The organism is Phycicoccus mangrovi, from assembly GCF_018729305.1.
Classification (GTDB): Bacteria; Actinomycetota; Actinomycetes; order Actinomycetales; family Dermatophilaceae; genus Phycicoccus; species Phycicoccus jejuensis.
On the sequence record NZ_JAHHWP010000006.1, the window covers coordinates 1 to 25,735 of the forward strand.

The 25,735-nt window shown below is 74.2% G+C and carries 26 protein-coding genes; 17 read left to right on the forward strand and 9 right to left on the reverse strand.

Going from position 1 to position 25,735, the window contains the following annotated elements:
- Positions 1-143, forward strand: a 143-nt coding sequence (locus KMZ30_RS02635) for an integrase core domain-containing protein (protein WP_215512587.1), incomplete at its 5' end; no start/stop codon positions are given.
- 13 nt (positions 144-156) lie between these two features.
- Here the strand turns inward: KMZ30_RS02635 and ybaK are convergent.
- Both ybaK and KMZ30_RS02645 read right to left on the reverse strand, forming a co-directional pair.
- On the reverse strand, positions 157-642 hold the full coding sequence (gene ybaK / locus KMZ30_RS02640) for a Cys-tRNA(Pro) deacylase (protein ID WP_215511694.1): 486 nt from the start codon (positions 640-642) through the stop codon (positions 157-159).
- A 24-nt stretch (positions 643-666) separates the two neighbouring features.
- Positions 667-2,112, reverse strand: a complete 1,446-nt coding sequence (locus KMZ30_RS02645; RefSeq protein ID WP_207021761.1) for a KamA family radical SAM protein — start codon at positions 2,110-2,112, stop codon at positions 667-669.
- An 87-nt stretch (positions 2,113-2,199) separates the two neighbouring features.
- On the opposite strand from KMZ30_RS02645, the gene kdd reads away from it, so the two are divergent.
- From kdd to KMZ30_RS02660, 3 genes are all read left to right on the forward strand, one after another.
- Complete coding sequence (kdd, locus tag KMZ30_RS02650) at positions 2,200-3,258, forward strand: L-erythro-3,5-diaminohexanoate dehydrogenase (protein WP_308279589.1); 1,059 nt, start codon at positions 2,200-2,202, stop codon at positions 3,256-3,258.
- 27 nt (positions 3,259-3,285) lie between these two features.
- Positions 3,286-4,839 carry an amidohydrolase gene (locus KMZ30_RS02655; protein WP_215519850.1) on the forward strand — a complete coding sequence of 518 codons (1,554 nt, stop codon included), beginning with the start codon at positions 3,286-3,288 and terminating at the stop codon, positions 4,837-4,839.
- Between the two features lie 122 nt (positions 4,840-4,961).
- Positions 4,962-5,375 carry a hypothetical protein gene (locus tag KMZ30_RS02660; RefSeq protein WP_215511692.1) on the forward strand — a complete coding sequence of 138 codons (414 nt, stop codon included), beginning with the start codon at positions 4,962-4,964 and terminating at the stop codon, positions 5,373-5,375.
- A 30-nt stretch (positions 5,376-5,405) separates the two neighbouring features.
- Here KMZ30_RS02660 and KMZ30_RS02665 read toward each other — a convergent pair whose 3' ends face one another.
- Both KMZ30_RS02665 and KMZ30_RS02670 read right to left on the reverse strand, forming a co-directional pair.
- Complete coding sequence (locus tag KMZ30_RS02665) at positions 5,406-6,848, reverse strand: HNH endonuclease (RefSeq protein ID WP_215511691.1); 1,443 nt, start codon at positions 6,846-6,848, stop codon at positions 5,406-5,408.
- A gap of 105 nt (positions 6,849-6,953) precedes the next feature.
- Positions 6,954-7,172: a GNAT family N-acetyltransferase gene (locus KMZ30_RS02670; protein WP_308279588.1), complete on the reverse strand. Its 219-nt coding sequence runs from the start codon at positions 7,170-7,172 to the stop codon at positions 6,954-6,956.
- Positions 7,173-7,637: 465 nt separating this feature from the next.
- Here KMZ30_RS02670 and kamD point away from each other — a divergent pair, with 465 nt between their 5' ends.
- From kamD to KMZ30_RS02700, 6 genes are read left to right on the forward strand one after another with little or no spacing between them, the layout of a single operon-like run.
- Positions 7,638-9,245 carry a lysine 5,6-aminomutase subunit alpha gene (gene kamD / locus KMZ30_RS02675; RefSeq protein WP_215511690.1) on the forward strand — a complete coding sequence of 536 codons (1,608 nt, stop codon included), beginning with the start codon at positions 7,638-7,640 and terminating at the stop codon, positions 9,243-9,245.
- On the forward strand, positions 9,242-10,033 hold the full coding sequence (gene kamE, locus KMZ30_RS02680) for a lysine 5,6-aminomutase subunit beta (RefSeq protein WP_215511689.1): 792 nt from the start codon (positions 9,242-9,244) through the stop codon (positions 10,031-10,033). Before kamD ends, kamE begins: the two co-directional genes overlap by 4 nt.
- Positions 10,030-10,422, forward strand: coding sequence for a 3-aminobutyryl-CoA ammonia lyase (gene kal, locus KMZ30_RS02685; protein ID WP_173028750.1), 393 nt, complete (start codon positions 10,030-10,032; stop codon positions 10,420-10,422). The genes kamE and kal overlap by 4 nt, the downstream gene beginning before the upstream one ends.
- 14 nt (positions 10,423-10,436) lie before the next feature.
- Entirely contained in the window at positions 10,437-11,999 is a 1,563-nt protein-coding gene (lnt, locus tag KMZ30_RS02690; RefSeq protein ID WP_308279587.1) for an apolipoprotein N-acyltransferase, read from the forward strand.
- Positions 11,992-12,771 carry a polyprenol monophosphomannose synthase gene (locus KMZ30_RS02695; protein ID WP_215511687.1) on the forward strand — a complete coding sequence of 260 codons (780 nt, stop codon included), beginning with the start codon at positions 11,992-11,994 and terminating at the stop codon, positions 12,769-12,771. Before lnt ends, KMZ30_RS02695 begins: the two co-directional genes overlap by 8 nt.
- A complete protein-coding gene (locus tag KMZ30_RS02700; protein ID WP_308279586.1) occupies positions 12,768-13,256 on the forward strand; it encodes an FxsA family protein in 489 nt (162 codons plus the stop codon). The genes KMZ30_RS02695 and KMZ30_RS02700 overlap by 4 nt, the downstream gene beginning before the upstream one ends.
- A gap of 72 nt (positions 13,257-13,328) precedes the next feature.
- Here the strand turns inward: KMZ30_RS02700 and KMZ30_RS02705 are convergent, their stop codons facing one another.
- The 3 genes from KMZ30_RS02705 to KMZ30_RS22210 form a co-directional block, all read right to left on the reverse strand.
- On the reverse strand, positions 13,329-13,688 hold the full coding sequence (locus KMZ30_RS02705) for an RNA polymerase-binding protein RbpA (protein WP_030529172.1): 360 nt from the start codon (positions 13,686-13,688) through the stop codon (positions 13,329-13,331).
- Between the two features lie 138 nt (positions 13,689-13,826).
- The gene (locus KMZ30_RS02710) at positions 13,827-15,389 is read right to left on the reverse strand and encodes an MFS transporter (RefSeq protein ID WP_215511686.1); all 1,563 of its coding nucleotides are present in this window, start codon (positions 15,387-15,389) and stop codon (positions 13,827-13,829) included.
- 70 nt (positions 15,390-15,459) lie between these two features.
- Positions 15,460-16,788, reverse strand: coding sequence for a D-alanyl-D-alanine carboxypeptidase family protein (locus KMZ30_RS22210; protein ID WP_308279585.1), 1,329 nt, complete (start codon positions 16,786-16,788; stop codon positions 15,460-15,462).
- A 343-nt stretch (positions 16,789-17,131) separates the two neighbouring features.
- Here KMZ30_RS22210 and KMZ30_RS02720 point away from each other — a divergent pair, with 343 nt between their 5' ends.
- The 6 genes from KMZ30_RS02720 to KMZ30_RS02745 all read left to right on the forward strand — a co-directional run bounded on the left by KMZ30_RS02720 (position 17,132) and on the right by KMZ30_RS02745 (position 23,625).
- Entirely contained in the window at positions 17,132-17,494 is a 363-nt protein-coding gene (locus tag KMZ30_RS02720; protein ID WP_215511685.1) for a single-stranded DNA-binding protein, read from the forward strand.
- 9 nt (positions 17,495-17,503) lie between these two features.
- Positions 17,504-19,858: an ATP-binding cassette domain-containing protein gene (locus tag KMZ30_RS02725; protein ID WP_215511684.1), complete on the forward strand. Its 2,355-nt coding sequence runs from the start codon at positions 17,504-17,506 to the stop codon at positions 19,856-19,858.
- Positions 19,855-20,646, forward strand: a complete 792-nt coding sequence (locus tag KMZ30_RS02730) for a 2-phosphosulfolactate phosphatase (protein ID WP_215511683.1) — start codon at positions 19,855-19,857, stop codon at positions 20,644-20,646. Before KMZ30_RS02725 ends, KMZ30_RS02730 begins: the two co-directional genes overlap by 4 nt.
- 229 nt (positions 20,647-20,875) lie before the next feature.
- On the forward strand, positions 20,876-21,604 hold the full coding sequence (locus KMZ30_RS02735) for an SGNH/GDSL hydrolase family protein (protein ID WP_215511682.1): 729 nt from the start codon (positions 20,876-20,878) through the stop codon (positions 21,602-21,604).
- A gap of 28 nt (positions 21,605-21,632) precedes the next feature.
- Positions 21,633-22,763: a methyltransferase domain-containing protein gene (locus KMZ30_RS02740; RefSeq protein WP_215511681.1), complete on the forward strand. Its 1,131-nt coding sequence runs from the start codon at positions 21,633-21,635 to the stop codon at positions 22,761-22,763.
- 37 nt (positions 22,764-22,800) lie between these two features.
- On the forward strand, positions 22,801-23,625 hold the full coding sequence (locus KMZ30_RS02745; protein WP_215511680.1) for a DUF1028 domain-containing protein: 825 nt from the start codon (positions 22,801-22,803) through the stop codon (positions 23,623-23,625).
- Positions 23,626-23,940: 315 nt separating this feature from the next.
- On the opposite strand, the gene KMZ30_RS02750 is transcribed toward KMZ30_RS02745, so the two are convergent.
- Positions 23,941-24,564 carry an L-threonylcarbamoyladenylate synthase gene (locus KMZ30_RS02750; RefSeq protein WP_207021746.1) on the reverse strand — a complete coding sequence of 208 codons (624 nt, stop codon included), beginning with the start codon at positions 24,562-24,564 and terminating at the stop codon, positions 23,941-23,943.
- 20 nt (positions 24,565-24,584) lie between these two features.
- Positions 24,585-25,037, reverse strand: a complete 453-nt coding sequence (locus KMZ30_RS02755; RefSeq protein ID WP_215511678.1) for an OsmC family protein — start codon at positions 25,035-25,037, stop codon at positions 24,585-24,587.
- Between the two features lie 85 nt (positions 25,038-25,122).
- On the opposite strand from KMZ30_RS02755, the gene KMZ30_RS02760 reads away from it, so the two are divergent.
- Positions 25,123-25,731, forward strand: a complete 609-nt coding sequence (locus tag KMZ30_RS02760) for a histidine phosphatase family protein (protein WP_215511677.1) — start codon at positions 25,123-25,125, stop codon at positions 25,729-25,731.
- Positions 25,732-25,735 lie beyond the last annotated feature (4 nt).

The following is a 25,735-nucleotide window of genomic DNA, read 5'->3' on the forward strand; positions in this document are numbered from 1 at the left end:
CCGAATGGGCCTACCGGCAGGTCTTCACCAGCAACCAAGCCCGCGCCGACGCCCTTGCCCCCTGGCTCGAGCTGTACAACACTCAGCGACGCCACACCGCCCTCGGCGGACTCCCACCGACCAGCCGCCTGTCACCAACCTGATGGCCGGGTACAACTAGCGCCCGATGTCGGCGAGGGTCGCGCCGGTGACCCGGACGAGGTCGGCCGGAGAGAGCCCCAGGTCGAGGCCGCGGCGTCCGCCGGAGACGTAGACGACGTCGAACAGCTCCGCGGACTCGTCGACGACGGTCGGCAGGGCGCGCTTCTGGCCGACCGGCGAGATCCCGCCGACGACGTAGCCGGTCGAGCGCTCGGCGGCCGCCGGGTCGGCCATCGTCACGCGCTTGACCCCGAGCGCGCTCGCCATCGCCTTGAGGTCCAGCTGCCCGGCGACGGGGACGACGCCGACCGCGAGCCCGGCGCCGGTGTCGACGAGGAGGGTCTTGAACACCTGCTCGGCGGGCAGCCCGAGGACGTGCGCCGCCTCGAGCCCGTAGGAGGGCGCGGCCGGGTCGTGCTCGTAGGCGTGCTGGGTGAACGCGACGCCCGCCGCCGTGAGGGCCACGGTGGCGGGCGTCCCGGACGGTGCGCGGCGGACCATGCCGCCGAGCCTAGGGCCGGCGGTTCAGACGAGGTCGGCGACCGACGCGGCGCGGGACGCCCCGGCGCCGGCGACGGCCTGCTCGTGCACGGCCTCGACGTCGGTGTTGGCGCGCCACCACTCCTGGCCGGACTCGGGGAGGGTGTAGATCGGGTCGTAGTAGACGTACTCGCGCGACAGCGCCTCGGCGTCGTCACCCTCGATCGAGGTGCGGTAGTTCTTGCGCCAGAACGACATCCCCTTCTCGGTGTCGTAGCTGTCGACCTGGTGCACCCAGCGCTTGCCGACGAACGGCACGTCGCAGACGATGCGCGGCGTCGCGAACCCGGGCAGGTAGCCCATGATCGAGTGCTGGAGGTGCTGGGCCTCGGCCAGCGAGAGCCTCCAGTGCTCGGCGAACGGGATCATGTCGCACATGTAGAAGTAGTACGGCGTGATGCTCGCCTCGTCCTGGAGGGCGAAGCAGAGGTCGAGCAGCTGCTCGGACGAGTCGTTGACGCCCCGCATGAGCACACCCTGGTTGCGCACGTCGCGGACGCCGGCCTCGAGCATCGCCTTCGCCGCCTGCGCGACGAGGGGCGTCACGGACTCGGCGTTGTTGACGTGCGTGTGGATGGCCAGCGAGACACCGCGCGAGCGGGCCTTGGCGCTGACCCGGGCGACGCCCTCGACGACGTCGGGCTGGAGCCAGTGCTGCGGCAGGCCCATGAGCGCCTTGGTCGCGAGCCGGATGTCGCGGATGTTCTCGACGTCGAGGAGCTTGTCGAGGAAGCCCTCGAGGTTCTTCCACGGCATGTTCGCGACGTCGCCGCCGGACACGACGACGTCCCGGACGCCGGGGGTGCGCTGGAGGTAGTCGAGCATCGCCGCGTAGCGGTCGACCGGCTTGCCCGCGAGCTTGAGCTTGGTGAACTGCGGGGTGGAGTTGCCGACGAGGTCCATCCGCGTGCAGTGGCCGCAGTACTGCGGGCACGTCGGCAGCATCTCGGCGAGCACCTTGGTGGGGTAGCGGTGGGTCAGTCCCTCGACGGCCCACATGTCGTGCTCGTGGAGGCTGTCGCGCGTGGCGAACGGGTGGCTCGCCCAGTCGGTGCGGCGGTCGGAGAACACCGGCAGCATGTAGCGGCGCACCGGGTCGGCGTAGAACGCGTCGGTGAACGCGGCGCCGGCGGCCGGCATCGGGCTGTCGGTCGAGGCGACCATCGTGTTGAGCATCTGCGGCGGGACGAGCATCGACATCGTCGCCCGCTCGGCCTGGTCGCGGTCGACGTCGGCGTAGAAGCGCTCCTCGAGCAGGTCGCCCATGACGGCGCGCAGCTGCCCGACGTTCTTCACGCAGTGGGACCGCTGCCACTGCGCGCTCTCCCACTCCTCGCGCGTGACGTCCCGCCAGCCGGGGAGGCGGGTCCAGTCCGGCTCCACCAGCTCACGTCGCCGGTACGCGTAGGGCTGCTCGATGCTCGTCGCCATGCGTGGCAGGATACGGGACGGATGGCGCCCCTTGCACGCGCTCACCGCAAGAAATGCGGCGGCGTGTCGGATATCGAGGAGATTCTTGTGCGGACGACCCCCAGCTCACCCGTCGGCCTCCACCGCGTGCTCGAGCCCGCGGGTGCGTCGCTGCCGCAGGCGGCGCGCGTGCTCGACGCCGGCCCCGAGCTGTGGCCGGACGAGGTGCGGATCGACGTCGAGACACTCAACCTCGACGCCGCCTCCTTCCGGCAGCTGACCGAGAAGCACGAGGGTGACGGCGAGGCCGTCCGCGCCGAGGTGCTCGCCATCGTCGGGGAGCGCGGCAAGATGCAGAACCCGGTGACGGGGTCCGGCGGGATGCTCGTCGGCACGGTGGCCGAGGTCGGGCCGGAGTCGCCGCTCGGGCTGGCGGTGGGGGACCGGGTCGCCACGCTCGTCTCGCTCTCGCTGACGCCGCTCGTCATCGCCGACGGCCTCGAGCGCTGGGACGGCCGCTCCGAGCGCGTGCCCGCCTCGGGGACGGCCGTGCTCTTCGGCCGCTCGATCGCCGCGCGCCTGCCCGAGGACCTCTCGCCCGAGCTCGCGCTCATGGTCATGGACGTCTGCGGCGCCCCGGCGCTCGTCGCCCGCGTCGTCGCCGAGCACCTCGCGCGGGGGAGCGCCCCGACCGTCGCGGTGCTCGGCGCGGCCGGCAAGTCCGGGTCGCTGTCGCTCGCCGCCGCGCGCGACGCCGGCGCCGGCCGTCGCATCGGCGTGGTGCCGACGCAGGCCGAGGCCGACCTCCTGCGGCCGACGGGGCTGGCCGACGAGGTCGTCGTCACGGACGCCCGCTCCCCGCTGGGGCTCTCGGAGGCCGTGGCCACCGCCGGGGGACCGGCCGACGTCACCGTCGTCTGCGTCGACGTGCCCGGCTGCGAGCAGCCCGCCGTCCTCGCGACCGCCCAGGGCGGGACGATCATCTACTTCTCGATGGCCACGAGCTTCGCCGCCGCGGCGCTCGGGGCGGAGGGGCTCGCCGCGGACGTGCGGATGCTCGTCGGCAACGGCTACGTCCCGGGGCACGCCGACCTCGCCGTCGACATCGTCCGGCGCGACCCGGCGGTGCGCGGCCTGTTCGAGTCGCGCCTGGCCGCGGAGGGCTGAGCCCACCCCTGCTCCTAGAGTGGCGCCGTGCCGACGACCCTGTACCGCAACGCCCGTGTCCGCACCCCCGAGCACCCGGCGTGCACGGCGCTCGTCGTCGGCGACGACGGACGCGTGGCCTGGCTCGGCGACGAAGCCGGAGCGGACGGCCACGCGGACGCGGTGGACGCTGTCGTCGACCTCGGCGGGGCGCTCGTCCTGCCCGGGTTCGTCGACGCGCACGCGCACGTGTCGCACACCGGCCTCGGGATGCGCGGGGTGGACCTGTCGGGGACGCGCACCGTCACCGAGGCGCTGGACCTCGTCGCCGCGGCGGCCCGCGAGCTCCCCGGCGCGCCGGTCTTCGCGCACGGCTGGCAGGAGCAGGACTGGACCCGCGAGCGGGCGATGACGGCGTTGGAGCTGGACCGCGCCACCGGGGGAGGGGTGGTCTACGCGTCGCGCATCGACGGGCACTCGGCCGTCGTCTCGACCGCCCTCGTGACCCTCTCCGGGGCCGACGCCCTCGATGGCTGGTCGGCCTCAGGCTTCGTCGTCCGGGACGCGAAGAACGCCGCCCGGTCGGCCTTCGACGCCTCCCGCAGCCACGCCGACCGGCGCGAGGACATCGAGGTGGCCCTGCGGACCGCGGCGGCCCTCGGCATCGTGTCCGTGCACGAGTGCGGTGGACCGCTGCTCACCTCCGCCGAGGACTTCGCCGACGTCCTCGACCTCGGCCGCCGGGCCGACCTGCCCGAGACCGTCGGCTACTGGGCCGAGGCCGTGACGGAGCCGGGCCAGGCCCGCGCGCTGGCCGGGCTGCACGGAGCCGTCGGGCTCGGGGGCGACCTCAACATCGACGGGTCCATCGGGTCGCACACGGCGCTGCTGCGCGACGACTACCTCGACGAGCACGGTTGCCGTGGAACGGCGTACCGCGACGCGGCCGGTGTCCGCGACCACGTGGCGGCGTGCGCCGCCGCCGGGGTGCAGAGCGGTTTCCACGTCATCGGCGACGCCGGTCTCGACCTCGTCCTCGAGGGGTACGTGAAGGCGGCCGAGCTGGTGGGGGAGGAGACCGTGCGCGCCTCGCGGCCCCGCCTCGAGCACGCCGAGATGGTCGACCCCACCGGCATCGCGACGATGGCCCGGCTGGGGATCGCCGCGAGCGTGCAGCCGGCGTTCGACGCCTACTGGGGCGGCCGCGAGGGGATGTACGCCGCGCGGCTGGGCGCCGAGCGCGGGGTGGCGACCAACCCGTTCGCGTCGTTCGGCCGGGCGGGGGTGCGGCTGGCGTTCGGCGCCGACTCCCCGGTCACGCCCTTCGCCCCGTGGGTCGCCGTCCGGGCCGCGGTCGAGCACCGCGACACCGCCGAGCGCATCGACACCGCGACCGCGCTCGCGGCCCACACCGTCGGCGGCCACGACCTCGCCGGACGGGACGGTGGCGTCCTCACGGTCGGCGCGGCCGCCTCCTTCGCGGTGTTCTCGGTCCCGGCCCACGCCCCGGACGGCCTGCCCGTGCTCGGCGGCGGCGCGCCGCTGCCGGAGTGCCTGCTCACCGTGCGTGACGGGGTCGTCCTCCACGACGCCTCGGCCTGACGCCCACGTCGGTCGCTGCGTGCCGCCGGATCCCTTCCCGCGGGGACGGGCGACGTGCAACGCTTCGGCCGTCGCGTGCGTCCACGGCACGAGGACCACACCACGGCAGCGGGGAGGCAGTCATGAGCGACGGCGGCGCGAGCGGCGGGTTCGACTCCGGGTCGAGCGGGGGAGGCTTCGACTCCGGCTCGTTCGGCGGAGGCGGGTTCGACTCCGGGAGTCCCTCGTTCGACCCCGGTGCCACCGGGGGCATCGACCCCCACGGGATGCACGGGGTTCACGGGATGCACGGCGCGGACTCACCGCTGTGGATGCACGAGCAGCAGATGCGCCACCATCGGTCACGACGGTCCGGGGGCAGCCTGCCGACGAGCCCGGTCGGCATCGTGCTGTTCGTCGTGGTCGCGATCATCGCGCTCGTCGTGTTCTCGAACATCGCCTCCCGCTCCACCGAGGTCTACCCGGGCGTCCCCTCGAGCGAGGTGTTCGACGGCGGCTCGGGCGACGTACCGTTCGACCTCCCCGAGGAGCCCTGACGTCGCCGCCCTGCGGCGTCCACCCGCGCGTCAGCGCTGCGCGCGGTGCTGGGGTTCGGTGGTGCGGGTGGCACCGTCAGGGCCGCGCCAGGTCACGGTCCCGTCCGGGGCGAGGCGGGGTCGCCACCGGCCTTGTTGCTTGAAGCGGTGGTGCCGGCGGCAGAGGTCCGCCAGCCCGGTGGGGGTGGTCGCACCGGTGGGCCAGGGGCGGACGTGGTCGAGGTCGCAGTGTTCGGCGGGTCGGGTGCAGCCCCACATCCGGCACGTCCCGTCCCTCGTCTTGACGAAGTCGCTGATCGCCTTCGGTGGCTTGTACGCGCCGCTCGTGAGGGAGGCCAGGGTCCCGGTGTCGGCCTCGAGGACCGCGCGGGCGACCTCGAACGGCAGCAGCTTGAGCAGGTTGGCCAGGGTGGCGGGGTCGACCCAGCCCAGACCCGGGAGCTGCGTCCCCGACACCGCGTACCCGGGCGTGACCTCGGCCTGCAGGACGCTGCGGTCGCTCGGGTCGTCGACCGGCTCCTCCAGCCACGACAGGGCCTCCCGGCTGGCCGGGTCGAGATCGCCGTAGCGCGTCTCCAGCCCGGTCACCGCGTCGATGACCGTCTCGTCGTCGTCCCACTCCACCCGGAACCACGTCCCGCACTGCTCCTCGGGTGCGGGATGGTCCGTGACCACGGGCACCCCGAGCGTCACCTGCGCGCTCACCTTGACGTTGCGCAGCACGAGGTCGGCCAGCGCGTCCGCCCGCGACTCCGGCACCGAGAGGGCCTCGTCGACCTGCCGGTAGTCCCCGGCCAGCTCCTCCACCGCCGCCCACATCGCCGAGGACGTCGCCGTCGGCAACGACGCGAACCACTCCGTCAGCCCGTCCTCGCCCGGGCACACCTCCACCCGGCGCCCCTTGCGCGTCCGGGCCACGTGCGCCGCGACCTGGTCGGCCGCCACCCGCGTCGCGACCCGCCGGGCCTCACCCGCGACCCGGGCCGGGTCCATCGAAGCCAGCCGCGGCGCCAAGTCCGCATCGACCCGCACACACGCCTGCACGTCCAGCCCCGCGCACGCGTCGACCACCTTCTGCACGTTCACGGTGGCGACCGCACCCTCGACCAGCAGGTCACGCACCTGCGGGAACCGCTCACCCAGCGCGGCCCCCAGCGCCGCCTTCCGACCCGCGACCCCCTCGGTCAGACCCGTGGCCAGACTCATCCGCGTCGCGGCCATCGCGTCGACGAACCCCACCGGGTGCACCCGCTCCCACGACCCCGACCGCACCGTCGTCTCCACCCGAGCACCCCACGCCCCTGCCACCGCCGTGGCCCCCTCGGCCGCGTTCACGACACCCTGCAGCTCCCCCGCGATCGCGAAGGCCTCCTCCGACGACAGCCCGTGACCCTGCTCGGCCAGCTCACGACCCAGCCGCGCGCACTCCTCACGCAGCCCCGCGATGCGGCGGGAGAGGGTCTCGGTGTCCATGCCTCAGTGTACCGAACATCTGTTCGACTGACAAGATTCAGCAGGCACCTGTGGACAACGAATACGCGCGCACGACAGTCGGTTTCGCGCGGATCGCCACGACGTTCAGGACGACCCTCGCCCCACCCATTCCTCGCGCAGCAGGGCATAGGTCAGCCCGTCGACCCACCCGAGCTCGGCGTGCCACGAGTCACGGACGCCGTGCTGCTCGCGCCGCATCCCCGCCTTCTCCATGACCTTCCAGGAGCCGACGTTGTCCGCGAAGCAGCCGGCCGTCACCCGGCGCAGCCGCAGGTCCTCGAACGCGATCTCGAGCAGCAGCACCAGCGTGCGGCTCGCGAGGCCCCGCCCGTGGACCGCGGGGTCGAAGAGCTACCCCACGAGCCCCTCGGAGCGCAGGTGCTCCGTGCCGCCGTCCTGGCCCATGCCGTCGAGGACGTCGACGAACGCCGTGCCCACGACGCGCCCCTCGTGCTCGACGGCGAGCAGCAGGGTCCACTCCGGTCGATCGCGGCGTCGTCGTGCGCAGCAGCCACCGGGTCACGTCGGGGTGGTTGCGCCACGCCATGACGGCCGCGACGTCTGCCTCGACGGCCGGCCGCAGCACGAGGTCCCCGTCCCGGCGCGGGCGGACCGGGGGCAGGCCGGGGTCGTCGCTCATCCCTCGATCGAACCAGAGCGGGGAGCGCGCCGTCCCTCGACGTCCCAATCCCTGGCGGGTGCGCGAGGATCTGCGGCACGCGGCCGGATCCGCTACAAGTCCTGCGGCCGAATTGCTAGATTGACGCCGTGTCTTCGCGTCGTCCCGCCCTGCTCGACCTCGACCCCGCCGTCGTCCGCAAGGCCCGCAGCCTCGCACGGCGCGCCGGCAAGCCCGTCGTCGACCTCGCCCGAGCCCACACGACCGTCTCGGTCGAGCGCGCCACGCTGCGCCTGGCCGGGCTCTCGGGCGCCGACCACGAGGGCACGCCCTGGGTGAACCACCTCGTCGACGCGGTGCGCGGCGAGGTCGGGCTCGAGCACGGCGTCACCACGCCGGTCTGGGACGCCCTGCGCCGCGGCGAGGCCCCCGACCTGCTGACGCTCGCCCAGAAGGCGAGCAGCGGGGGAGTGTCCTTCCGCCTCCCCGAGGGGCGTGACCTCACCGGCTCGCGCAAGGCCGCCCGCAGCGCCGTCGCCAAGGGCGTCCGCACGGTCGACTCCCAGCGTCGCGCCCGCGAGCGGATGATCGCCACGGTCGGCGACGCGCCGCGCACCCCGTGGGTCTACCTCATCGTCGCGACCGGCGACATCCACGAGGACATCCCGCAGGCGCAGGCCGCCGCGCGCGAGGGCGCCGACATCATCGCCGTCATCCGCTCCACCGGGCAGAGCCTCCTCGACTTCGTCCCCGAGGGCGCGACGCGCGAGGGCTACGCCGGCACCTACGCCACCCAGGAGAACTTCCGCCTGATGCGCGCCGCGCTCGACGAGAGCAGCCGCGAGCTCGGCCGGTACGTCCGCCTGACGAACTACGCCAGCGGCCTCTGCATGCCCGAGATCGCCGCCCTCGCCGGGCTCGAGCGGCTCGACATGATGCTCAACGACTCGATGTACGGGATCCTCTTCCGCGACATCAACCCGATCCGCACCTTCGTCGACCAGCGCTTCAGCCGCCAGGTCCACGCGCGCGCCGGCATCATCATCAACACCGGCGAGGACAACTACCTGACGACCGCCGACGCCGTCGAGGCCGCGCACACCGTCACGGTCAGCCAGCTGCTCAACGAGTACTTCGCCAAGGAGGCGGGCCTCGACGACTGGCAGCTCGGCCTCGGGCACGCCTTCGAGATCAACCCCGACATCCCCGACAGCTTCCGGATGGAGCTCGCCCACGCGCTGCTCGCCCGCCAGCTCTTCCCGGACGCGCCCCTGAAGTGGATGCCCCCGACGAAGCACATGACCGGTGACGTCTTCCGCGGCTACCTCCTCGACGGCTTCTTCAACCTCGTCGGCGCGATGACCGGGCAGGGCATCCTCCTCGTCGGGATGATGACCGAGGCCGTCGTCACGCCGTGGCTCTCCGACCGCGACCTCGCCCTCCAGAACGTCCGCTACGTCATGGACGCCGCCGGCGGGCTCACCGAGGACTTCCACCCGCCGCGCGACGGCTTCATCCAGACCCGCGCCCGCCAGGTGCTCTCGGAGGCGGTCGACCTGCTCGACACGATCGTCACCGACACGAGCACGCGCGGCACGCAGTACCCGCAGCCGCTGCTCGCCGCGATCACCGACGGCACCTTCGGCGCGATGAAGCGGCCGCCGACCAAGGGCAAGGGCCTCGACGGCGTCTTCGTCAAGGCCGACGGCTACGACAACCCCGCGATTGCCCTCCTCGAGGAAGGGGCCACCCGATGAGCGCGACCCCCACCCCGGCCACGCCCGGCCCCCTCGTGCGCCCCTACGGCGACACGACCGGCGACGGGATGGTGCAGGTCTCCTTCACCCTGCCGCTGCCGCACGACAAGCGCGCCGAGGGCGCCGCCCTCCAGCTCGCCGCGAAGATGGGGATGAGCCCGGCGCTGCTCGTGCACGCCAAGGCGATGGGGCCGCACTTCACGTTCTTCGTCGTCTACGGCTCGGTCACCCACCTCGTCGACCTGCGCGAGGTCCAGGTCGTCGAGCGCGAGTTCCCGCTGCTCGGCTCGGCCGAGGTCAACCAGGCCATCCGCACCCACCTCGGGCGCAAGCTCGTCGTCGTCGGCGCCTGCATCGGCACCGACGCGCACACGGTCGGCATCGACGCCATCCTCAACATCAAGGGCTTCGCCGGCGAGAAGGGCCTGGAGTACTACCGCGAGATGAAGGTCGTCAACCTCGGCGCGCAGGTCCTCGTGCCCGAGCTCGTGGCCAGCGCCCGCGAGGTCGGCGCCGACGCCGTGCTCGTCTCGCAGGTCGTCACCCAGAAGGACGCCCACATCCACAACACGACCACGATGTCCGCCGCCTTCCGCGAGGCCTTCCCCGCCGGGGAGGTGCCGCTGCTCGTCGTCGGCGGCCCCCGCTTCGAGGAGGGCTCGGCCTCGGCGCTCGGTGTCGACCGCGTCTTCGGCCGTGGCACCACGCCCGGCGAGGTGGCGTCCTACCTCGTCCACGAGCTCGTCGCCCCCCGCACGAGCACCGACCCCCGAGGAGAGCAGCGATGACCCGAGCCGAGGTCGGCCGCACCGTCACCCACCGCCGCTACGTCCCGTACTCGCACGCGCACTACGCCGGCAACCTCGTCGACGGCGCCTACAGCCTCGCCGCGTTCGGCGACGTCGCCACCGAGATGTGCATCGTCACCGACGGCGACGAGGGCCTCTTCGCGTCCTACTCCGACGTGCAGTTCCGCGCGCCGGTGCGGGCCGGTGACGTCATCGAGATCGAGGCCCGCCTCGTCCGGGTCGGCAGCCGCTCGCGCGAGATGGAGTTCGAGGTCCGCGTCGTCGGTCGCGGGGCGCCCGAGCGCGGGGAGTCGGCCGCCGACGTCCTCGACCCGCCGGTCGTCGCGACGACGGCCCGCGGGGTGGTCGTGGTCCCCCCAGCCGGGTGACCTACCGTGGGCCGGTGCCCACCCCGCTCCGGCTGCCGGTCGCCCTCGTCGGTGCCGTCCTCGCCGGCCTCGCGCTCTGGCTCGCCTTCCCCACGCACGACCTGTGGTGGCTCGCGCCGGTCGGCGTGGCGCTGCTCGGGGCCGTCGTCCTCGTGGCCGGTGCGGCCCGGGGGTTCCTCCTCGGCCTGATCGCCGGCCTGGCGTTCTTCGTCCCGACCCTCTCGTGGTCCGGGGTGTACGTGGGCAGGCTGCCCTGGTTCGCCCTCGCGACCCTCGAGGCGCTCTACCTCGCCGTGATGGGCGCCGTCGTCGGGTACGCCGGACGACGCCTGGTCGCCGCCGGTCACGCTCGCGCGGCGCTGCTCGTCGTCCCGCTCGCCTGGGTCGCCCAGGAGTGGGCGCGCTCCACGACGCCGTACGGCGGGTTCCCGTGGGCGCGACTGGCGTTCAGCCAGGCCGACAGCCCCCTGGCGCACGTCGCCCGCTGGCTCGGGGCCCCCGGGGTCACCTTCGCGGTGGCCGTCGTCGGCACCGGCCTGCTGGCCCTCGGGTGGGGCCTCGCCGGACGCCGACCGGGCCGCGTCGTCGCGGGGCTCCTCGTCGCCGTCGTCCCTCTCGCCGCAGGGCTGCTGCCCCTGCCCACCGACGGCCGCCCGGAGACGATCGGCTTCGTCCAGGGCAACGTCCCGACGGCCGGCCTGGAGTTCAACGCCCAGCGACGGGCCGTGCTCGACAACCACGTCAAGGGCACCGTCGAGCTCGCGAAGAAGGCCCCCGAGGACCTCAGCCTCGTCGTCTGGCCCGAGAACGCCTCGGACATCGACCCGTTCCGCAACGCCGACGCCGACGCCGAGATCCGCGCGTCGCAGGCCGAGGTCGGCGTCCCGCTCCTCATCGGCGCGGTGCTCGCCGAGCCCGTGGGGGCCAACTCGAACGTGTCGCTCTTCTACACCGGCTCCGGTGAGCCGCAGCGCTACACGAAGCTGCACCCGGTGCCGTTCGCCGAGTACATCCCGCACCGCGAGTTCTTCGCGATGTTCACGCCGATGGCCAACCTCGCCGGCAACTTCGTCGCCGGCGACACGATCGGCGTCTTCCGGGTTCCGGCGGCGGGCGGCGAGTACGCGGCCCTGCCGACCATCTGCTTCGAGGTCGCCTACGACGGCCTGATGCGCGACAGCGTCGCCGCGGCCGGCAGCACGCCGTCGGTGCTCGTCGTCCAGACCAACAACGCGACCTTCGGCTACACCGCCGAGAGCGAGCAGCAGTTCGCGATCTCGCGCATCCGGGCCATCGAGCACGGCCGCAGCGTCGTCCACGTGTCGACCGTCGGCGTGTCGGGCTTCGTCGCACCCGACGGCAGCGTCTCCGGCAAGACCGGGCTGTTCACCGCCGCGCAGGGCGCCGAGCCGGTCGTCGTCCGGACGGGGACGACGCCGGCCGACCGGGTGGGGGAGGCCCCGGTGCTCCTCGCGAGCGCGCTGCTGGCCCTGCTCGTCCTGTCGTCGGCGCGGGTGGGCCGGCGCGTTAGGGTGACGGCAGAGTCCAGCCCACCCGAGGAACGCCCCCTTGACTGAGAGTCCCCGTCCGCCGATCACGCGTGTCGCCGTCCTCGTCCCCACGTACAACGAGCGCGAGAACCTCCCCGCCGCCGTGCGCGGCGTCCGGACCGCCGTCCCGACCGCGGACGTCGTCGTCCTCGACGACGCCTCGCCCGACGGCACCGGCCAGGTCGCCGACGAGCTGGCCGCCGCCGACCCGCAGGTGCACGTCCTGCACCGCGCCGGCAAGGAGGGCCTGGGCGCCGCCTACCTCGACGGCTTCCGCTGGGCGCTCGAGCGCGGCTACGACGCCGTCGTCGAGATGGACGCCGACGGCTCGCACCGCCCCGAGCACCTCCCGTCGCTGCTGGCCGCGGCCGCGGACGCCGACGCCGTCATCGGCTCGCGCTGGGTCCCGGGCGGCAAGGTCGTCAACTGGCCGTTGCACCGCAAGGCCCTCTCGGTCGGCGGCAACCTCTACGTCAAGGTCCTCCTCGGGATGCCCATCAACGACGCGACGGCCGGCTTCCGCGTCTACCGGGCCGACGCGCTGCGCGTCATGGGCCTGGACGACGTCGCCTCGCAGGGCTACTGCTTCCAGACCGACCTCACCTGGCGCGCCGTGCGCGCCGGCCTGCGGGTGGTCGAGGTCCCCATCACCTTCGTCGAGCGCGAGGTCGGCGCCTCGAAGATGAGCCGCGACATCATGACGGAGTCGCTGCGGCGGATCACCGGCTGGGGCGTGCGGCACCGGGCCCGCCAGGCCCGGGAACTGGCGCGCCGCCCGGAGCGTTGGCACGAGCTGTGAACCACCCCGGTGCCACCCCCTACGCCGGCCGCGGCCGACGTGGCCGGCTGGTGCGCCGCCTGCTCGTCGTCGTCCTCGTCCTCGTCCCGCTGCTCGAGATCTCGACCGTCGTCCTCGTCGGCGACGCGATCGGCGGCTGGCCCACCGTCCTGCTCCTCCTGCTCACCTCCGTGCTCGGCGCGTGGGTCATCCGCCGGGAGGGCTCCCGCGCCTGGGCAGCCCTGCACGACGCCCTGCGCAGCGGCCGGATGCCGGCCCGCGAGCTGGCCGACGGTGTACTGGTGCTCGTCGGGGGAGTGCTGCTGCTCGTGCCGGGCTTCCTCACCGACCTGCTCGGGGCGCTCGTGCTCCTGCCGTGGACGCGTCCGCTCGCCCGGGTGTGGCTCGAGGCGGCCGTCGCGAGGCGGCTGCTCGCGCCCTTCGGCGGCCCCCGGCGCCCGGGGGAGGGCCCGCCCGACGTCGTCCAGGGTCAGATCGTCGACTGACCCGGCACCCTACGCACGTCGGAGCCCCGGTCACCTGCTCGGTGACCGGGGCTCCGGCGCGGGGTGGACGGCTCAGGCCGTCTTGCGCGAGGTCTTCTCGCCGCGCGACTGGCGCAGCAGCGTCAGGCGCTCCTCGAGCAGCTCCTCGAGCTCGGGGATGGAGCGACGCTCGAGCAGCATGTCCCAGTGGGTGCGCTGCGGCTTGACGGGCTTGGCCTCGGGCTCGGGGCCACCGCCCTGGAGCTTGGCCTCGGCGCCGCACCGGCACTCCCACGTCGGCGGCACGTCGGCCTCGACGGAGAAGGGGAGCTCGATGGTGTGGCCGTTGGGGCACAGGTAGGTCGTGATGTTGCGGTCGGAGGGGACGACGTTCGCGTCCGTCTCCATGCTGAGGGCGCCGAGCCGGCTGCCGCGCAGGCTTCGCTCTGCCATGGGTGTCTCCCGGAGTTCGAATGTCCCGGGCCGGGGTCCTCGCGGCCGGGTCAATGGTTGGAGAACGTGCGCCCGGGGTTCGTTGTTCCGGGGGTCACCGGATGGCAGGCGGGCGTGTGACGCAGATCACCCGGAGGCTCACACGATCCGCGGCAGCTCGTTCCCCGCGTCCATGATGCCCTGTCGGACGTCGACACGCCGAAGGACGAGGTAGCCGAGGACGAAGAAGACGACGAGCGCGACGATCGCGGGGCGGTAGGAGTCGGTCAGCTGGTGGACGACACCGAAGATCAGCGCCCCGAACCAGGAAGTGCCGCGCTCCATCGCCTGGTAGAAGGCGAAGAACTCCGCCTCCCGGGCGCGGGGGACCAGCTGCGAGAACAGCGAGCGACTGAGGGCCTGGCTGCCGCCCAGGACGATCCCGATGAGGATCCCGAGGACGAGGAAGGGCAGGAACGCCTTCTCGGGCAGGAAGAACGCGAGGACGACGATCGCCGACCACGCGACGAGGCTGCGCAGGATCGTGCGCCAGGCGCCCCAGCGGGCGGCGAGCCAGCCGAAGAGGAGCGCGCCGCCGAAGGCGACGAACTGCACGAGGAGGATCAGGGCGATGAGCTGGCTCTGCTCGAACTTCAGCTGCTCGGCGCCGTAGAGGCTGCTCGAGGAGATGACCGTCTGGATGCCGTCGTTGAAGAAGAGGTAGGCGAGCAGGAACAGCAGGGTGTTCGGGTAGGCGCGCAGGTCGCGGAAGGTGTGCCCCAGCTGGCTGAGGCTGCCCCCGACGATGCCGGCCCGCGGTGCGTCCGCGAGCTCGGTGCGGGGGGCACCGCGCAGGTTCCACATCCCGACGACCGGGATGAGGGTGAACAGCGCCCACCAGAGGCCGGCCGAGAGCAGGCTGATGCGGACCGCCGTCCCGGTGGTGGCACCGACGAGCTCGGGCTTGCTGACGATGACGAGGTTGACCGCGAGCAGCAGGCCGCCGCCCAGGTAGCCCAGCGCCCAGCCCCGGCTGGAGACGCGGTCGCGGTCGTCCGGGCGGGCGATGCGGCACAGCAGCGCGTCGTAGACGACGAGCGAGGCACCGAGGCTGATCGAGGCGATGATCATCATCAGCGCCCCGAAGCGCCAGTTCGTGCCGGACAGGAAGTACAGCAGCACCGCCGCCGCCGAGCCGGTCCACGCGAAGACGCCCATGAGGCGCGCCGGGCGGGGAGTGCGGTCCGTGACAGCCCCGACGAAGACGAGCAGCACCGCGGAGGCGATGGTCGCCAGCGTGACGGTGTACGGCGCGACCGACCCCGGGTCCAGCGGTGCGGTGAGGACGAGGACGACGGTGGCCAGCGCCAGCGGCGGGACGAGCGTCGAGGGACGGTAGGGCAGCTCCGCGTCGCGCGCGTAGGCCACGAGCGAGAGGACGAGGCCGACGAGCAGCGCGACGGCCGCGACCATCGCGAGGCCGGGGACCCAGCCGGGCAGGCCCTCCGCCGCCGGGACCACGTAGAGGTCGGTGGTGCAGCGGGCGTCCTCGGCGAGGCCGGGGCAGGCCGCCTCGGTCGCGACCTCGGTGAGGTAGGGGCCGAAGAGGACGGTGCCGACCGTCGTCACGAAGGCCGAGTTGGCCCAGTCGTACCAGTACCAGGGGCGGTGGTAGCGGGTGGTGTCGGCCCAGGCGTCGGTGGCCTCGGACTGCGTCGTCATGAGCGGCAGCGTTCCACACGCAGGGGTGCCGCCGCCGTAGGTCGCGCTACTCGGTCGGGCGCGTCACCGGTCAGCCCGCGTACTCCCAGTGCCACGGCTCCGGGAGGTTCCCCCCGGCCTCCGCCCACGCGGGGTGGAACCAGCCGTAGAGGGGCGCGTTCTGGCGCATCCACCGGTGGGCCGCCGACCCGAAGTCGTCGACGCCGCCGCAGAGGTCCAGCGCTCGGCCCAGGCCGTGCCGGCTGGTGCCGGGGGTGGCGGCGAACCGGCCGCGGGTGCCCTTGATCGCGACCTGCTCGGGGAAGGACCGGTAGGAGTCGGTGACGCACAGCGGGCTGCCCGTCTGCGCGGCGTAGGCCTGGCTCATCGCGTTGAAGGCGGCGGCCGCGGCGGGGGAGAGGCGCTCGCCCGGGGCGCTCCACAGCGGGCAGAGGGCGCTGTCGGGGAACTGGCCGTTGGGGTGGTCACCGCTGTCGTCCGTGCACGGCTTGCCGACGTGCGCGGTCTCGACGACCGCGTTCGAGAGGGCCTCGCGCAGCCGGGCCGAGGCCTGCTTCGCCTCGGGGGTCCGGGCGCCGACGAGAGCGCTCGCGATGGGGCCGGCCTTGTCGACCTCCTTCATCTGCAGCTCGCGCAGCGCGCCGATCCTCTCGCGCTGGGCGCGCATCACGCCGTCGAGCTCCTTCTTCGCCGCGGCGACGCGGGTCCGGGCCTCCGTCGCGGTGCGCTCGGCCTCCTCGGCCGTCGTCGTGAGGCGGACCTGCTCGGCCGTGAGGACGCGCACCTCCTGCAGCGCCCGAGTGCGCTCACCCGTGAGGTACGAGAGGTCGCCGAGGGGGTCGCTCACCTCGTCGTCGCGCGCGTCGAGGGCGTCGAGCATCCCGGTGAGGTCGGAGTTGCCCCCGCCGTTGGAGTACACGTCGAACACCCAGTCCTTGACCACCGCGCGGGCGCGGGCGAGCCGGTCCTCCAGCGCGGCGAGGTCGGCGCGGGCGCCGTCGGCCTCCTCGTGGGCGAAGTTCTCGGTGTCGGTCGCGGAGGCGAGCTCCTCGAGCACGGTGTTCGAGCGGGCCGAGAGGGCGTCCATCCTGCGGGTCTGCACCGCGAGCTCGGACGTGGAGCCCTCGATGACGGCGGAGATGCGGTCCGCCTCGGCGACCTGGGCGGCCACGACCTCCGGCGAGAGGGTGGGGTCGGCGTCGGGCTCGGTGTCGCCCTCCGCCGGCGTCCCGGTGACGACCGGCGCGAGAGTCGGTGTGGGGGTGGGGGACTGGCTGGGCGAGGGGGTGGCCGAGGCGGTCGGCGTGGGGGTCGCGACCGGGCCGGCGACGGCGGCGGTCGCGGCGGGCCCGAACGGCACGGCGACGGCGACCGCGACCACGAGTGCGCGGCGGAGCACGGCCCCACGGACGACGGAAGAACGCACCACGACTCGTTTCGAATGGTCTCGGGGCGTCGCGGACGACACCCGGTCCGCAGCCCTGCACCGCGCACCTGCCCCCACCATAGGTCGCCGACCCGGCGCCTGTCCCGGCTCCGCCGCGAAAGGTCACCCGATCGTCAGGTGCACGTCAGCCGGCCGGCCGGACCCGGGTCGGCCGCTCGGCCCCGTCGTCCACAGGCGGGGGAGCGCCGTGCGCTCGTCCACAGGTCGCACGGCGGCCCTTGCCCCGGCCTCCGTCCGGCGGTGTGCTGGTCCCGGGACCCGGCGACCGGCGCCGGGCCCGGCTCGAGGGGGTCTCATGGCACGAACCAGCGCCGCCGAGCGCGCGAGCGTCGACCGCACCGGCGACGTCAACACGGTGCACCTCGTCGGGCGGGTCACCTCGCTCGACCCGCCGCGCACGCTGCCGAGCGGCGACGTCGTCCACGGCGTCCGGGTCACCGTCGGCCGGGACGCGCGGGCCCGTCCCGGCGTCGACGCCGTCGACGTGGCCTGCTGGAGCGCCGTGACCCGCCGGGTCGCGGGGCGGCTGGAGGTGGGCGACCGCGTCGAGGTCGACGGGAGCCTGCGACGGCGCTTCTTCCGCACCGGCGGCGCGCCGGCGAGCCGGTACGAGGTCGAGGCCCGTCGGCTCCGGCGGGTCCCGGGGGGCTCGCCCTAGGGTGGGCGGATGGACGGGGCCGACTCGCACGACGTCATCCGGGTCCAGGGGGCCCGAGAGAACAACCTCAAGGACGTCAGCGTCGTCCTGCCCAAGCGCCGGCTGACGGTGTTCACCGGGGTCTCCGGCTCGGGCAAGAGCTCGCTGGTCTTCGGGACCGTCGCCGCGGAGGCCCAGCGGCTCGTCAACGAGACCTACAGCGCCTTCGTCCAGGGCTTCATGCCGAGCCTCGCCCGGCCCGACGTCGACCGGCTCGAGGGGCTGACGACGGCGATCATCGTCGACCAGGAGCGGATGGGTGCCAACCCGCGCTCCACCGTCGGCACGGCGACCGACGCGCACGCCATGCTGCGCATCCTCTTCAGCCGGCTCGGCCGACCGCACGTCGGCCCGCCGACCGCGTTCTCCTTCAACGTGCCGACGCGCACCGCGAGCGGGGTCATGTCCACCGAGAAGGGGGGACGCGTCGAGAAGAGCGTCGTCAGGGGGGCGGTCTATCTGGGGGGGATGTGCCCCCGGTGCGAGGGCATGGGCCACGTGACGGACATCGACCTCGGCGCCCTCTACGACGCCGAGCGCTCCCTGGCCGACGGTGCGCTGCTCGTGCCCGGCTACTCGATGGACGGCTGGTACGGGCGGCTGTTCGCCGGGATGGGCCTGCCGATGGACGTCCCCGTCGGGTCGTTCACCGCGAAGCAGCTCGACACGATGCTCCACGCCTCCCCGACGAAGATCCGCGTCGAGGGCGTCAACCTCACCTTCGAGGGGGTCGTGCCGCGCATCCGGCGCTCGATGCTCAGGAAGGACCCGGAGGCGATGCAGCCGCACGTCCGGCGGTTCGTCGAGCGGGCCGTCACCTTCCAGACCTGCCCGGACTGCGACGGGGCCAGGCTCGGGCCCGAGGTCCTCGCGTCGCGCGTGCACGGACGGAACATCGCCGAGCTGTGCGCGATGCAGGTGAGCGACCTCGCCGCCTGGGTCGCGGATCTCGACGAGCCGTCCGTCGCGCCGCTGCTCGCGGGCCTGCGCCACCTGCTCGACTCCTTCGTCGACATCGGGCTGGGCTACCTCTCCCTCGACCGGCCGGCCGGCACCCTGTCCGGCGGGGAGGCCCAGCGCACGAAGATGATCCGGCACCTGGGGTCGGCCCTCACCGACGTCACCTACGTGTTCGACGAGCCGACGATCGGGCTGCACCCGCACGACATCGGGCGGATGAACGAGCTGCTGCTGCGGCTGCGCGACAAGGGCAACACCGTGCTCGTCGTCGAGCACAAGCCCGAGACCATCGCCGTCGCCGACCACGTCGTCGACCTCGGGCCGGGAGCCGGCGGCGCCGGGGGAGAGGTCTGCTTCGAGGGGAGCGTCGAGGAGCTGCGCAGGAGCGACACCGTCACCGGTCGCCACCTCGCCGACCGCGTCGCGCTCAAGCGGTCGGTCCGCACCGCCACGGGCGTGCTCGAGGTCAGGGGCGCGTCGACGCACAACCTGCGGGAGGTCGACGTCGACCTCCCGCTCGGGGTCCTCTGCGTGCTCACGGGGGTCGCGGGCTCGGGCAAGAGCTCGCTGGTCAGCGGGTCCGTCGAGGGACGCGACGGGGTCGTCGTCGTCGACCAGGGCGCCATCAAGGGCTCGCGCCGCAGCAACGCGGCGACGTACACCGGTCTGCTGGACCCGGTCCGCAAGGCCTTCGCGAAGGCGAACGGGGTGCCGGCGTCGCTCTTCAGCTCCAACTCCGAGGGCGCGTGCCCCACCTGCGGCGGGGCCGGGGTCGTCGTGACGGAGCTCGGCGTGATGGCGAGCGTCGAGACCCCCTGCGAGGAGTGCGAGGGCCGGCGGTTCCGGGCCGAGGTGCTCGGCCACACCCTCGGCGGCCGCTCGATCGCCGACGTCCTCGACCTGACCGTCACCGAGGCCGAGGCGTTCTTCGCGACGGGGGAGGGGCGCGTCCCGGCCGCCCACCGGGTGCTCCGCCGGCTGGCCGACGTGGGCCTGGGGTACCTGACCCTCGGGCAGCCGCTCACCACGCTGTCCGGCGGCGAGCGCCAGCGGCTCAAGCTCGCGACGCGGATGGGGGAGTCGGGCACGACCCTGTACGTGCTCGACGAGCCGACGACCGGTCTGCACCTGGCCGACGTCGAGAACCTGCTCGCGCTGCTCGACCGCCTCATCGACGGCGGCACCTCGGTCCTCGTCGTGGAGCACCACCAGGCCGTCATGGCGCACGCCGACTGGGTCGTCGACCTCGGGCCGGGCGCCGGCCACGACGGCGGGCGCGTCGTCTTCGAGGGCACCCCGGCCGACCTCGTGGCCGACGGCTCGACGCTCACCGGGCGCCACCTCGCCGCCTACTGCGCGTCGTGAGCGCGCCGTTCGACCAGGCCCACGCCGCGGTCCGGCTGGAGTGGGGGCCGGTCGGCGCGGCCGTCGTGCGCGCCGACCTCGCCGTCGTCGTCGACGTGCTCAGCTTCACGACGGCCGTCACCGTCGCCGTGGGCCGGGGGAGCACCGTGCTGCCGTTCGCCTGGCGGGACGAGCGGGCCGCGGCGTACGCCGCGGCCCACGACGCCGTCCTCGCCGTCGGCCGCCTCGAGGCCCGCCGGGCCGGGGCCGTCGGGGCACCGTCCCTGTCACCGGCCGGACTGCTCACCGGGCCGGTCGTGCCGCGCCTGGTGCTGCCGTCGCCGAACGGCTCGACCATCAGCGCGTTGCTGCGCGACGCCGGCGCGCACGTCGCCGCCGGGTGCCTGCGCAACGCCTCGGCCGTCGGGCGGTGGCTCGCACCGTCGGTGGCGGCGGGGTCGAGCGTGGTGGTCCTGGCCGCGGGTGAGCGCTGGGGCACCGACGGGTCGCTGCGTCCGGCGCTCGAGGACCAGCTCGGCGCGGGAGCCGTCCTGGCGGCGCTGCGGGACGAGACGGCGTCGACGTCCACCTGGAGCGCCGAGGCGCAGAGCGCGACCGAGCTGTTCGACGCCGTCCGGCCGCGGCTGCGCGAACGGCTGCGGGCGTGCGTCGGTGGACGCGAGCTCGCCGCGGCCGGCTTCGGGGAGGACGTCGACGTCGCGGCGGACCTCGACGCGAGCGAGGTGGTGCCGGTGCTCACCGAGCGGGGTTTCGTCGCCGCGGGAGCCACTCCCATGGAACGCCGATAATCGACATTATGTCATTACGCGTCAGCAGGGGTGACGGTGCGACGGCCGACCCGCTCCCCGAGGGTGCGCACCCTGACGCGTCCCCAGTGCGTCACCCTCCCGGGCGGAGCTGCCGATCCCTGCCGTGACGGCTGCGCCTGCTCCCAGCGTAGGCACGGGCGGCCACGGCGGCGTCGAGGTGTGACGGGTCAGACGCCGTCCGCCGCACGGCGCCACCTACAGTGAGGCCGTGCCGGACCTCGACCCGCTCCTGGGCTACGCCAACCGCACCGGCCGTGCGCCGGGACGCGGCGTGCGGGCGCTCGGTGTCGTCCTGCCGGGCGTGCGCCGGGTCCAGGGCACGGCCGCCCCGTGGGCCGACGCCTGGGCCGCGCACAACCGCCGGGCCCTCACGACGCCCGGTCGCCGGTGGGTCGTCCTCGGCGACTCGATGTCGCAGGCCGTCGGCGCCTCTGCCTGGGACAGCGGCTGGGTCGACCGGGCCGCCGCGAGCCTCGCCGACGACGGCCTCCCCCTCGTCGTCGTCAACCTCTCGGCCACCGGCGCGCGCACCGCCGACGTCGTCGACCAGCAGCTGCCCGTCCTGCGCGCCCTGCCGCCGGCGCTCGGCACCGACGCCCCCGACCTCGTCTCCGTCATGGTCGGGTCCAACGACCTCTTCGCCGGCGGCGCCGTGCGCGACCGTCTCCCCGACGAGTTCGGCCGGATGGTCGCCGCCCTGCCCCGGGGCGCCGTCGTCGCGACGCTCCCCCAGCCGCGCACCGCGGCGCACCGGGCCAACGCCCACCTCGAGCAGGCCGTCGCCCGTGGGGAGCTGCGCCTGGTCGACATGCGCGCCGAGGGCCCGAGCAGCTGGCGCGGTCGTCTCGCCGCCGACCTGTTCCACCCCAACGACGCCGGCTACGCCGAGCTGGCCCGCGCCGTCGTGCCCCACCTGCGCGCCGCCCTGCGGGACTGACCGCCGCGCCGCCGTACGCTGTCCCGCGATGCAGTGCGACTACTACGACGCCGGCCGGTGCCGCTCGTGCACCCTCATGGGCACGCCCTACGCCGAGCAGCTGGCGGAGAAGGTCCGGCACGTCCGCAGCACGCTCGCGGCGCACACCGGCGCCACGACCTGGCTCGAGCCGGTGCGCTCCCCCGCGTCGCACTTCCGCAACAAGGCCAAGCTCGTCGTCGGCGGCAGCGCCGGGCGCCCGACGCTCGGCATCCTCGACCCCGGCGGCCGTGGTGTCGACCTGCGCCGTTGCGGCCTCTACGAACCCGGCCTGTCGACGACCTTCGACCCGCTGCACCGCCTCCTCGCCGAGCACCGCGTCGTGCCCTACGACGTCCCGGCCCGCCGCGGCGAGCTCAAGCACCTGCTCGTGACCCACTCCCCCGACGGCGAGCACCTCGTGCGCTTCGTCGTCCGGACGCAGGAGGGGCTGCAGTCCGTGCGTCGGCTCCTGCCGGACCTGCGAGAGGCGCTGCCGTCGGCGCGCGTCGTCACCGTCAACCTCCACCCCGAGCACAAGGCCGTGCTCGAGGGCGAGACGGAGGTCGTGCTCACCGACGAGGCGGTGCTGCCGATGCGCCTCGGGGGGGTCACGCTGCGGCTCGGGCCGCGCGCGTTCTTCCAGACCAACACCACGGTCGCCACCGCCCTCTACGCCCAGGCGGCGGAGTGGGCCGACCGCCTCTCCCCCACCGCCGTCACCGACCTCTACTGCGGCGTGGGCGGCTTCGCGCTGCACCTCGCGACCCCCGGCCGCCGCGTCACGGGCGTCGAGGTGTCGTCCGAGGCGGTCGCGGCCGCCCAGGCCTCGGCCGACGAGATGTGTTCGGGCACAGCGGGTCTCGACATCACCTTCACCGCCGGGGACGCGACCGACGGCGTGCCCGGCGACCCCGACCTCGTCGTCGTCAACCCGCCGCGACGGGGCATCGGCGCCGACCTCGCCGCCCGGCTCGAGGCCTCGCCGGCCCGCCACGTCGTGTACTCCAGCTGCAACGTCGACACCCTCGCCCGCGACCTCGGCGCGATGCCGTCCTTCGCCGTCCGGGAGGGGCGCGTCGTCGACATGTTCCCGCAGACCCGGCACGTCGAGACCGTCCTGCTCCTCGAGCGCGCCTGACCCACCCCCGTCCCCGGCGCCGACCTAGGGTCGGGGCATGACCTTCTCCATCGCCGCCCGCGACGGGGACGCCTGGGGCGTCGCCGTCGCCAGCAAGTTTCTCGCCGTCGGCTCCGTCGTGCCCCGGGTCGTCCCCGGTGTCTGCGCCGTCGCGACCCAGGCGATGGCCCGCGTCGCCTACCTCGACGAGCTCGAGGCCGGGCTGCGCGCCGGCGAGGCCACGTCCGCCGTCCTCGCCGCGGCCACCGCGGCCGACCCCGGCCACGAGGACCGCCAGGTCGGGGTCGTCGGCCCCGACGGCGCCGCGACGTTCACCGGCTCCGGCTGCATGACGTGGGCCGGTGGCGAGGCCGAGGGGGACGGGCGTACGGCCTTCGCCGTGCAGGGCAACATCCTCACCGGGCCGGAGGTCGTCGAGGCGATGGTCACCGCCTGGCGAGCGCAGGGGGACCTGCCGCTGGAGACCCGGCTCATGGCGGTGCTGCTGGCGGGCGACGCGGCCGGTGGCGACTCCCGCGGCCGGCAGAGTGCGGCCCTCCTCGTGCGCGCCCCGGGCGCCGGCTACGACGCGAGCGGCGTCGTCGCGGACCTGCGGGTCGACGACCACCCGGACGCGACGACCGAGCTCGCCCGCCTGCACGGCCTCTCGACGCTGTACTTCGGCACGGCGCAGGACGTGCGGCCGCTGAGCGGCGAGCTGCGTGACGAGGTCGGAGCCCGCCTCGCCGCACTCGGCCTTCCCGGCGAGGTCGAGGGCGCGCTCGAGGCGTGGATGGGCGAGGCCAACCTCGAGAACCGGCACGCCGCCGGCGGCATCGACGCCCGCGTCCTCGCCGTCCTGCGCGGCGAGGAGCAGGGCTGAGACCGCCTGCGGACCCGTCCTTGACCGAACTGTTCGCAACCCTGACCGACTCCTGACGCCACGCTGGCCACCGCCTGACCCACCGGCGATAGCGTTGTCGGCAGGTGGTCAGCAGGTCCTCGGGCCGCAGGCCCGGCACCCTCGAGGTGCCGCCTGTCCTCCCCCTCCGGCCGCGGCCGGGGACCGACCACCGACCGCCGCCTCGGCGCCGGCCGGCTCACCGGCGCCGAGGCGCACAGACCCGTCGGCGTCGCGCCGCAGGCCGTGGGTACCCCGGTCCGGCGCGACGCCGACAACCATTCCCCGGGGGCTCGCTCAGCGCGCGGGCCAGGCCCCGGCCCCCTGGCGGACGACCTCGCCCGACGGGTCGGCGCCGGTGAAGTCGACGACCGTCGTGGGCTCGGTGCCGCACTCCCCCGAGTCGATGACGACGTCGACGACGTGGTCGAGCTCCTCCTTGACGCTCCAGCCGTCGGTCATCGGCTCGCTCTCGCCGGGGAGGATGAGCGTCGAGGAGAGCATCGGCTCACCGAGCGCCGCGAGCAGCGCGCGCACGACGGGGTGCTCGGGGATGCGGACGCCGACCGTGCGCTTCTTCGGGTGCAGCAGCCGCCGGGGCACCTCGTGCGTCGCCGGGAGGATGAACGTGTACGGCCCGGGGGTGGCCGCCTTGACCGCGCGGAAGACGTGGTTGTCGACGTGGACCAGCTGCCCGAGCTGGGCGAAGTCCCGGCAGACGAGCGTGTAGTGGTGGCGGTCGTCGAGGCGGCGGATCGTCCGGATCCGCTCCTTGGCCTGCTGGTCACCCATCCGGGCCCCGAGCGCGTAGCCGGAGTCGGTGGGGTACGCGACGAGCCCGCCCTCGTCGAGCACGGCGACGGTCTGCGCGATCGAGCGCGGCTGGGGGTCGACCGGGTGGACGTCGAGGTAGCGCGCCATCCCGTCAGCCTAGGCCCGCGTCAGTCCTCGTGGTACGTCACCGGGGCACCACGCTGCACGGTGCGCGAGACGGTGCAGAGGCGGTCCCCGCTCTGGGCGATGGCCCGCGGCAGGCGCGCGCGGGCGCGGTCGCCGTCGGCGCCCTCGGGGAAGCGCACGCGGAAGGTGATCTCGATGTCGGAGAGGTGGTTGCCGCCCTCGTCCTTGCTCTTCTCGCCCTCGGACACGACGTCGAAGGACGTCGGCTCGGCGATCCGGCTCGTGATGAAGTCGACGTCGGTCGCGCTGCAGGCGGCCATCGAGACGAGGAAGAGCTCGACCGGCGTGAAGTCCGGCGAGTCGCCGCCGCCCCCGACGAGCATCGTCCCGCCGCGCTCGTTGGTCACCTCGTAGAGACCCTTGCCGACGCGGGTCATCGACACGCTGCGGTGGCCGAGGCCGGTCCCGCCGGTCTCCTCCTGGGGCTGCACCATGCCTGCTCCGTCCTCTCGCGTCCGGGGCCGACGTCCGCCGGCCGCGGGCGCCATCCTGTCACCCGGGGGCTGGAAGGATGCGGGCATGTCCTCGCGCGGCCGCCTCGTCCTGCTCCGCCACGGCGAGACCGAGTGGTCCGCCACCGGACGGCACACCGGTCGCACCGACCTGCCGCTGACCTCGGCGGGCGAGCGCGACGCCGCGGCGCTGCGCGGGCCGCTCGGCGCCTTCGACGTCGCCCTCGTCGTCTCCTCCCCGCTCCAGCGCGCCCGACGCACCGCCGAGCTGGCCGGGCTGCGGGTGGACCGGCTCGACCCGGACCTGCACGAGTGGGACTACGGGGGCTACGAGGGGCTGACGACCCCCCAGGTGCGCGAGCAGCGGGGCGGCGACGCGTGGACGGTGTTCGAGGACGGCGTGGTGCCCGGCGACACCCCCGGCGAGACCGTCGAGGAGGTCGCGGCGCGGGCCTCGCGGGTGCTGCAGCGGGTGGAGCCCGACCTCGCCACGGGCGACGTCGTCCTCGTCGGGCACGGCCACGCCCTGCGCGTCCTCACCGCGACCTACCTGCGGCAGGAGCCGCGGTTCGGGGCCTGCGTCGTCCTCGACGCGGGGGCGCTGTGCGTCCTCGGGCAGGAGCACGACCGCCCGGCCATCCTCGCCTGGAACGCGCGCGACCGGCCCACCGGCTGACGCC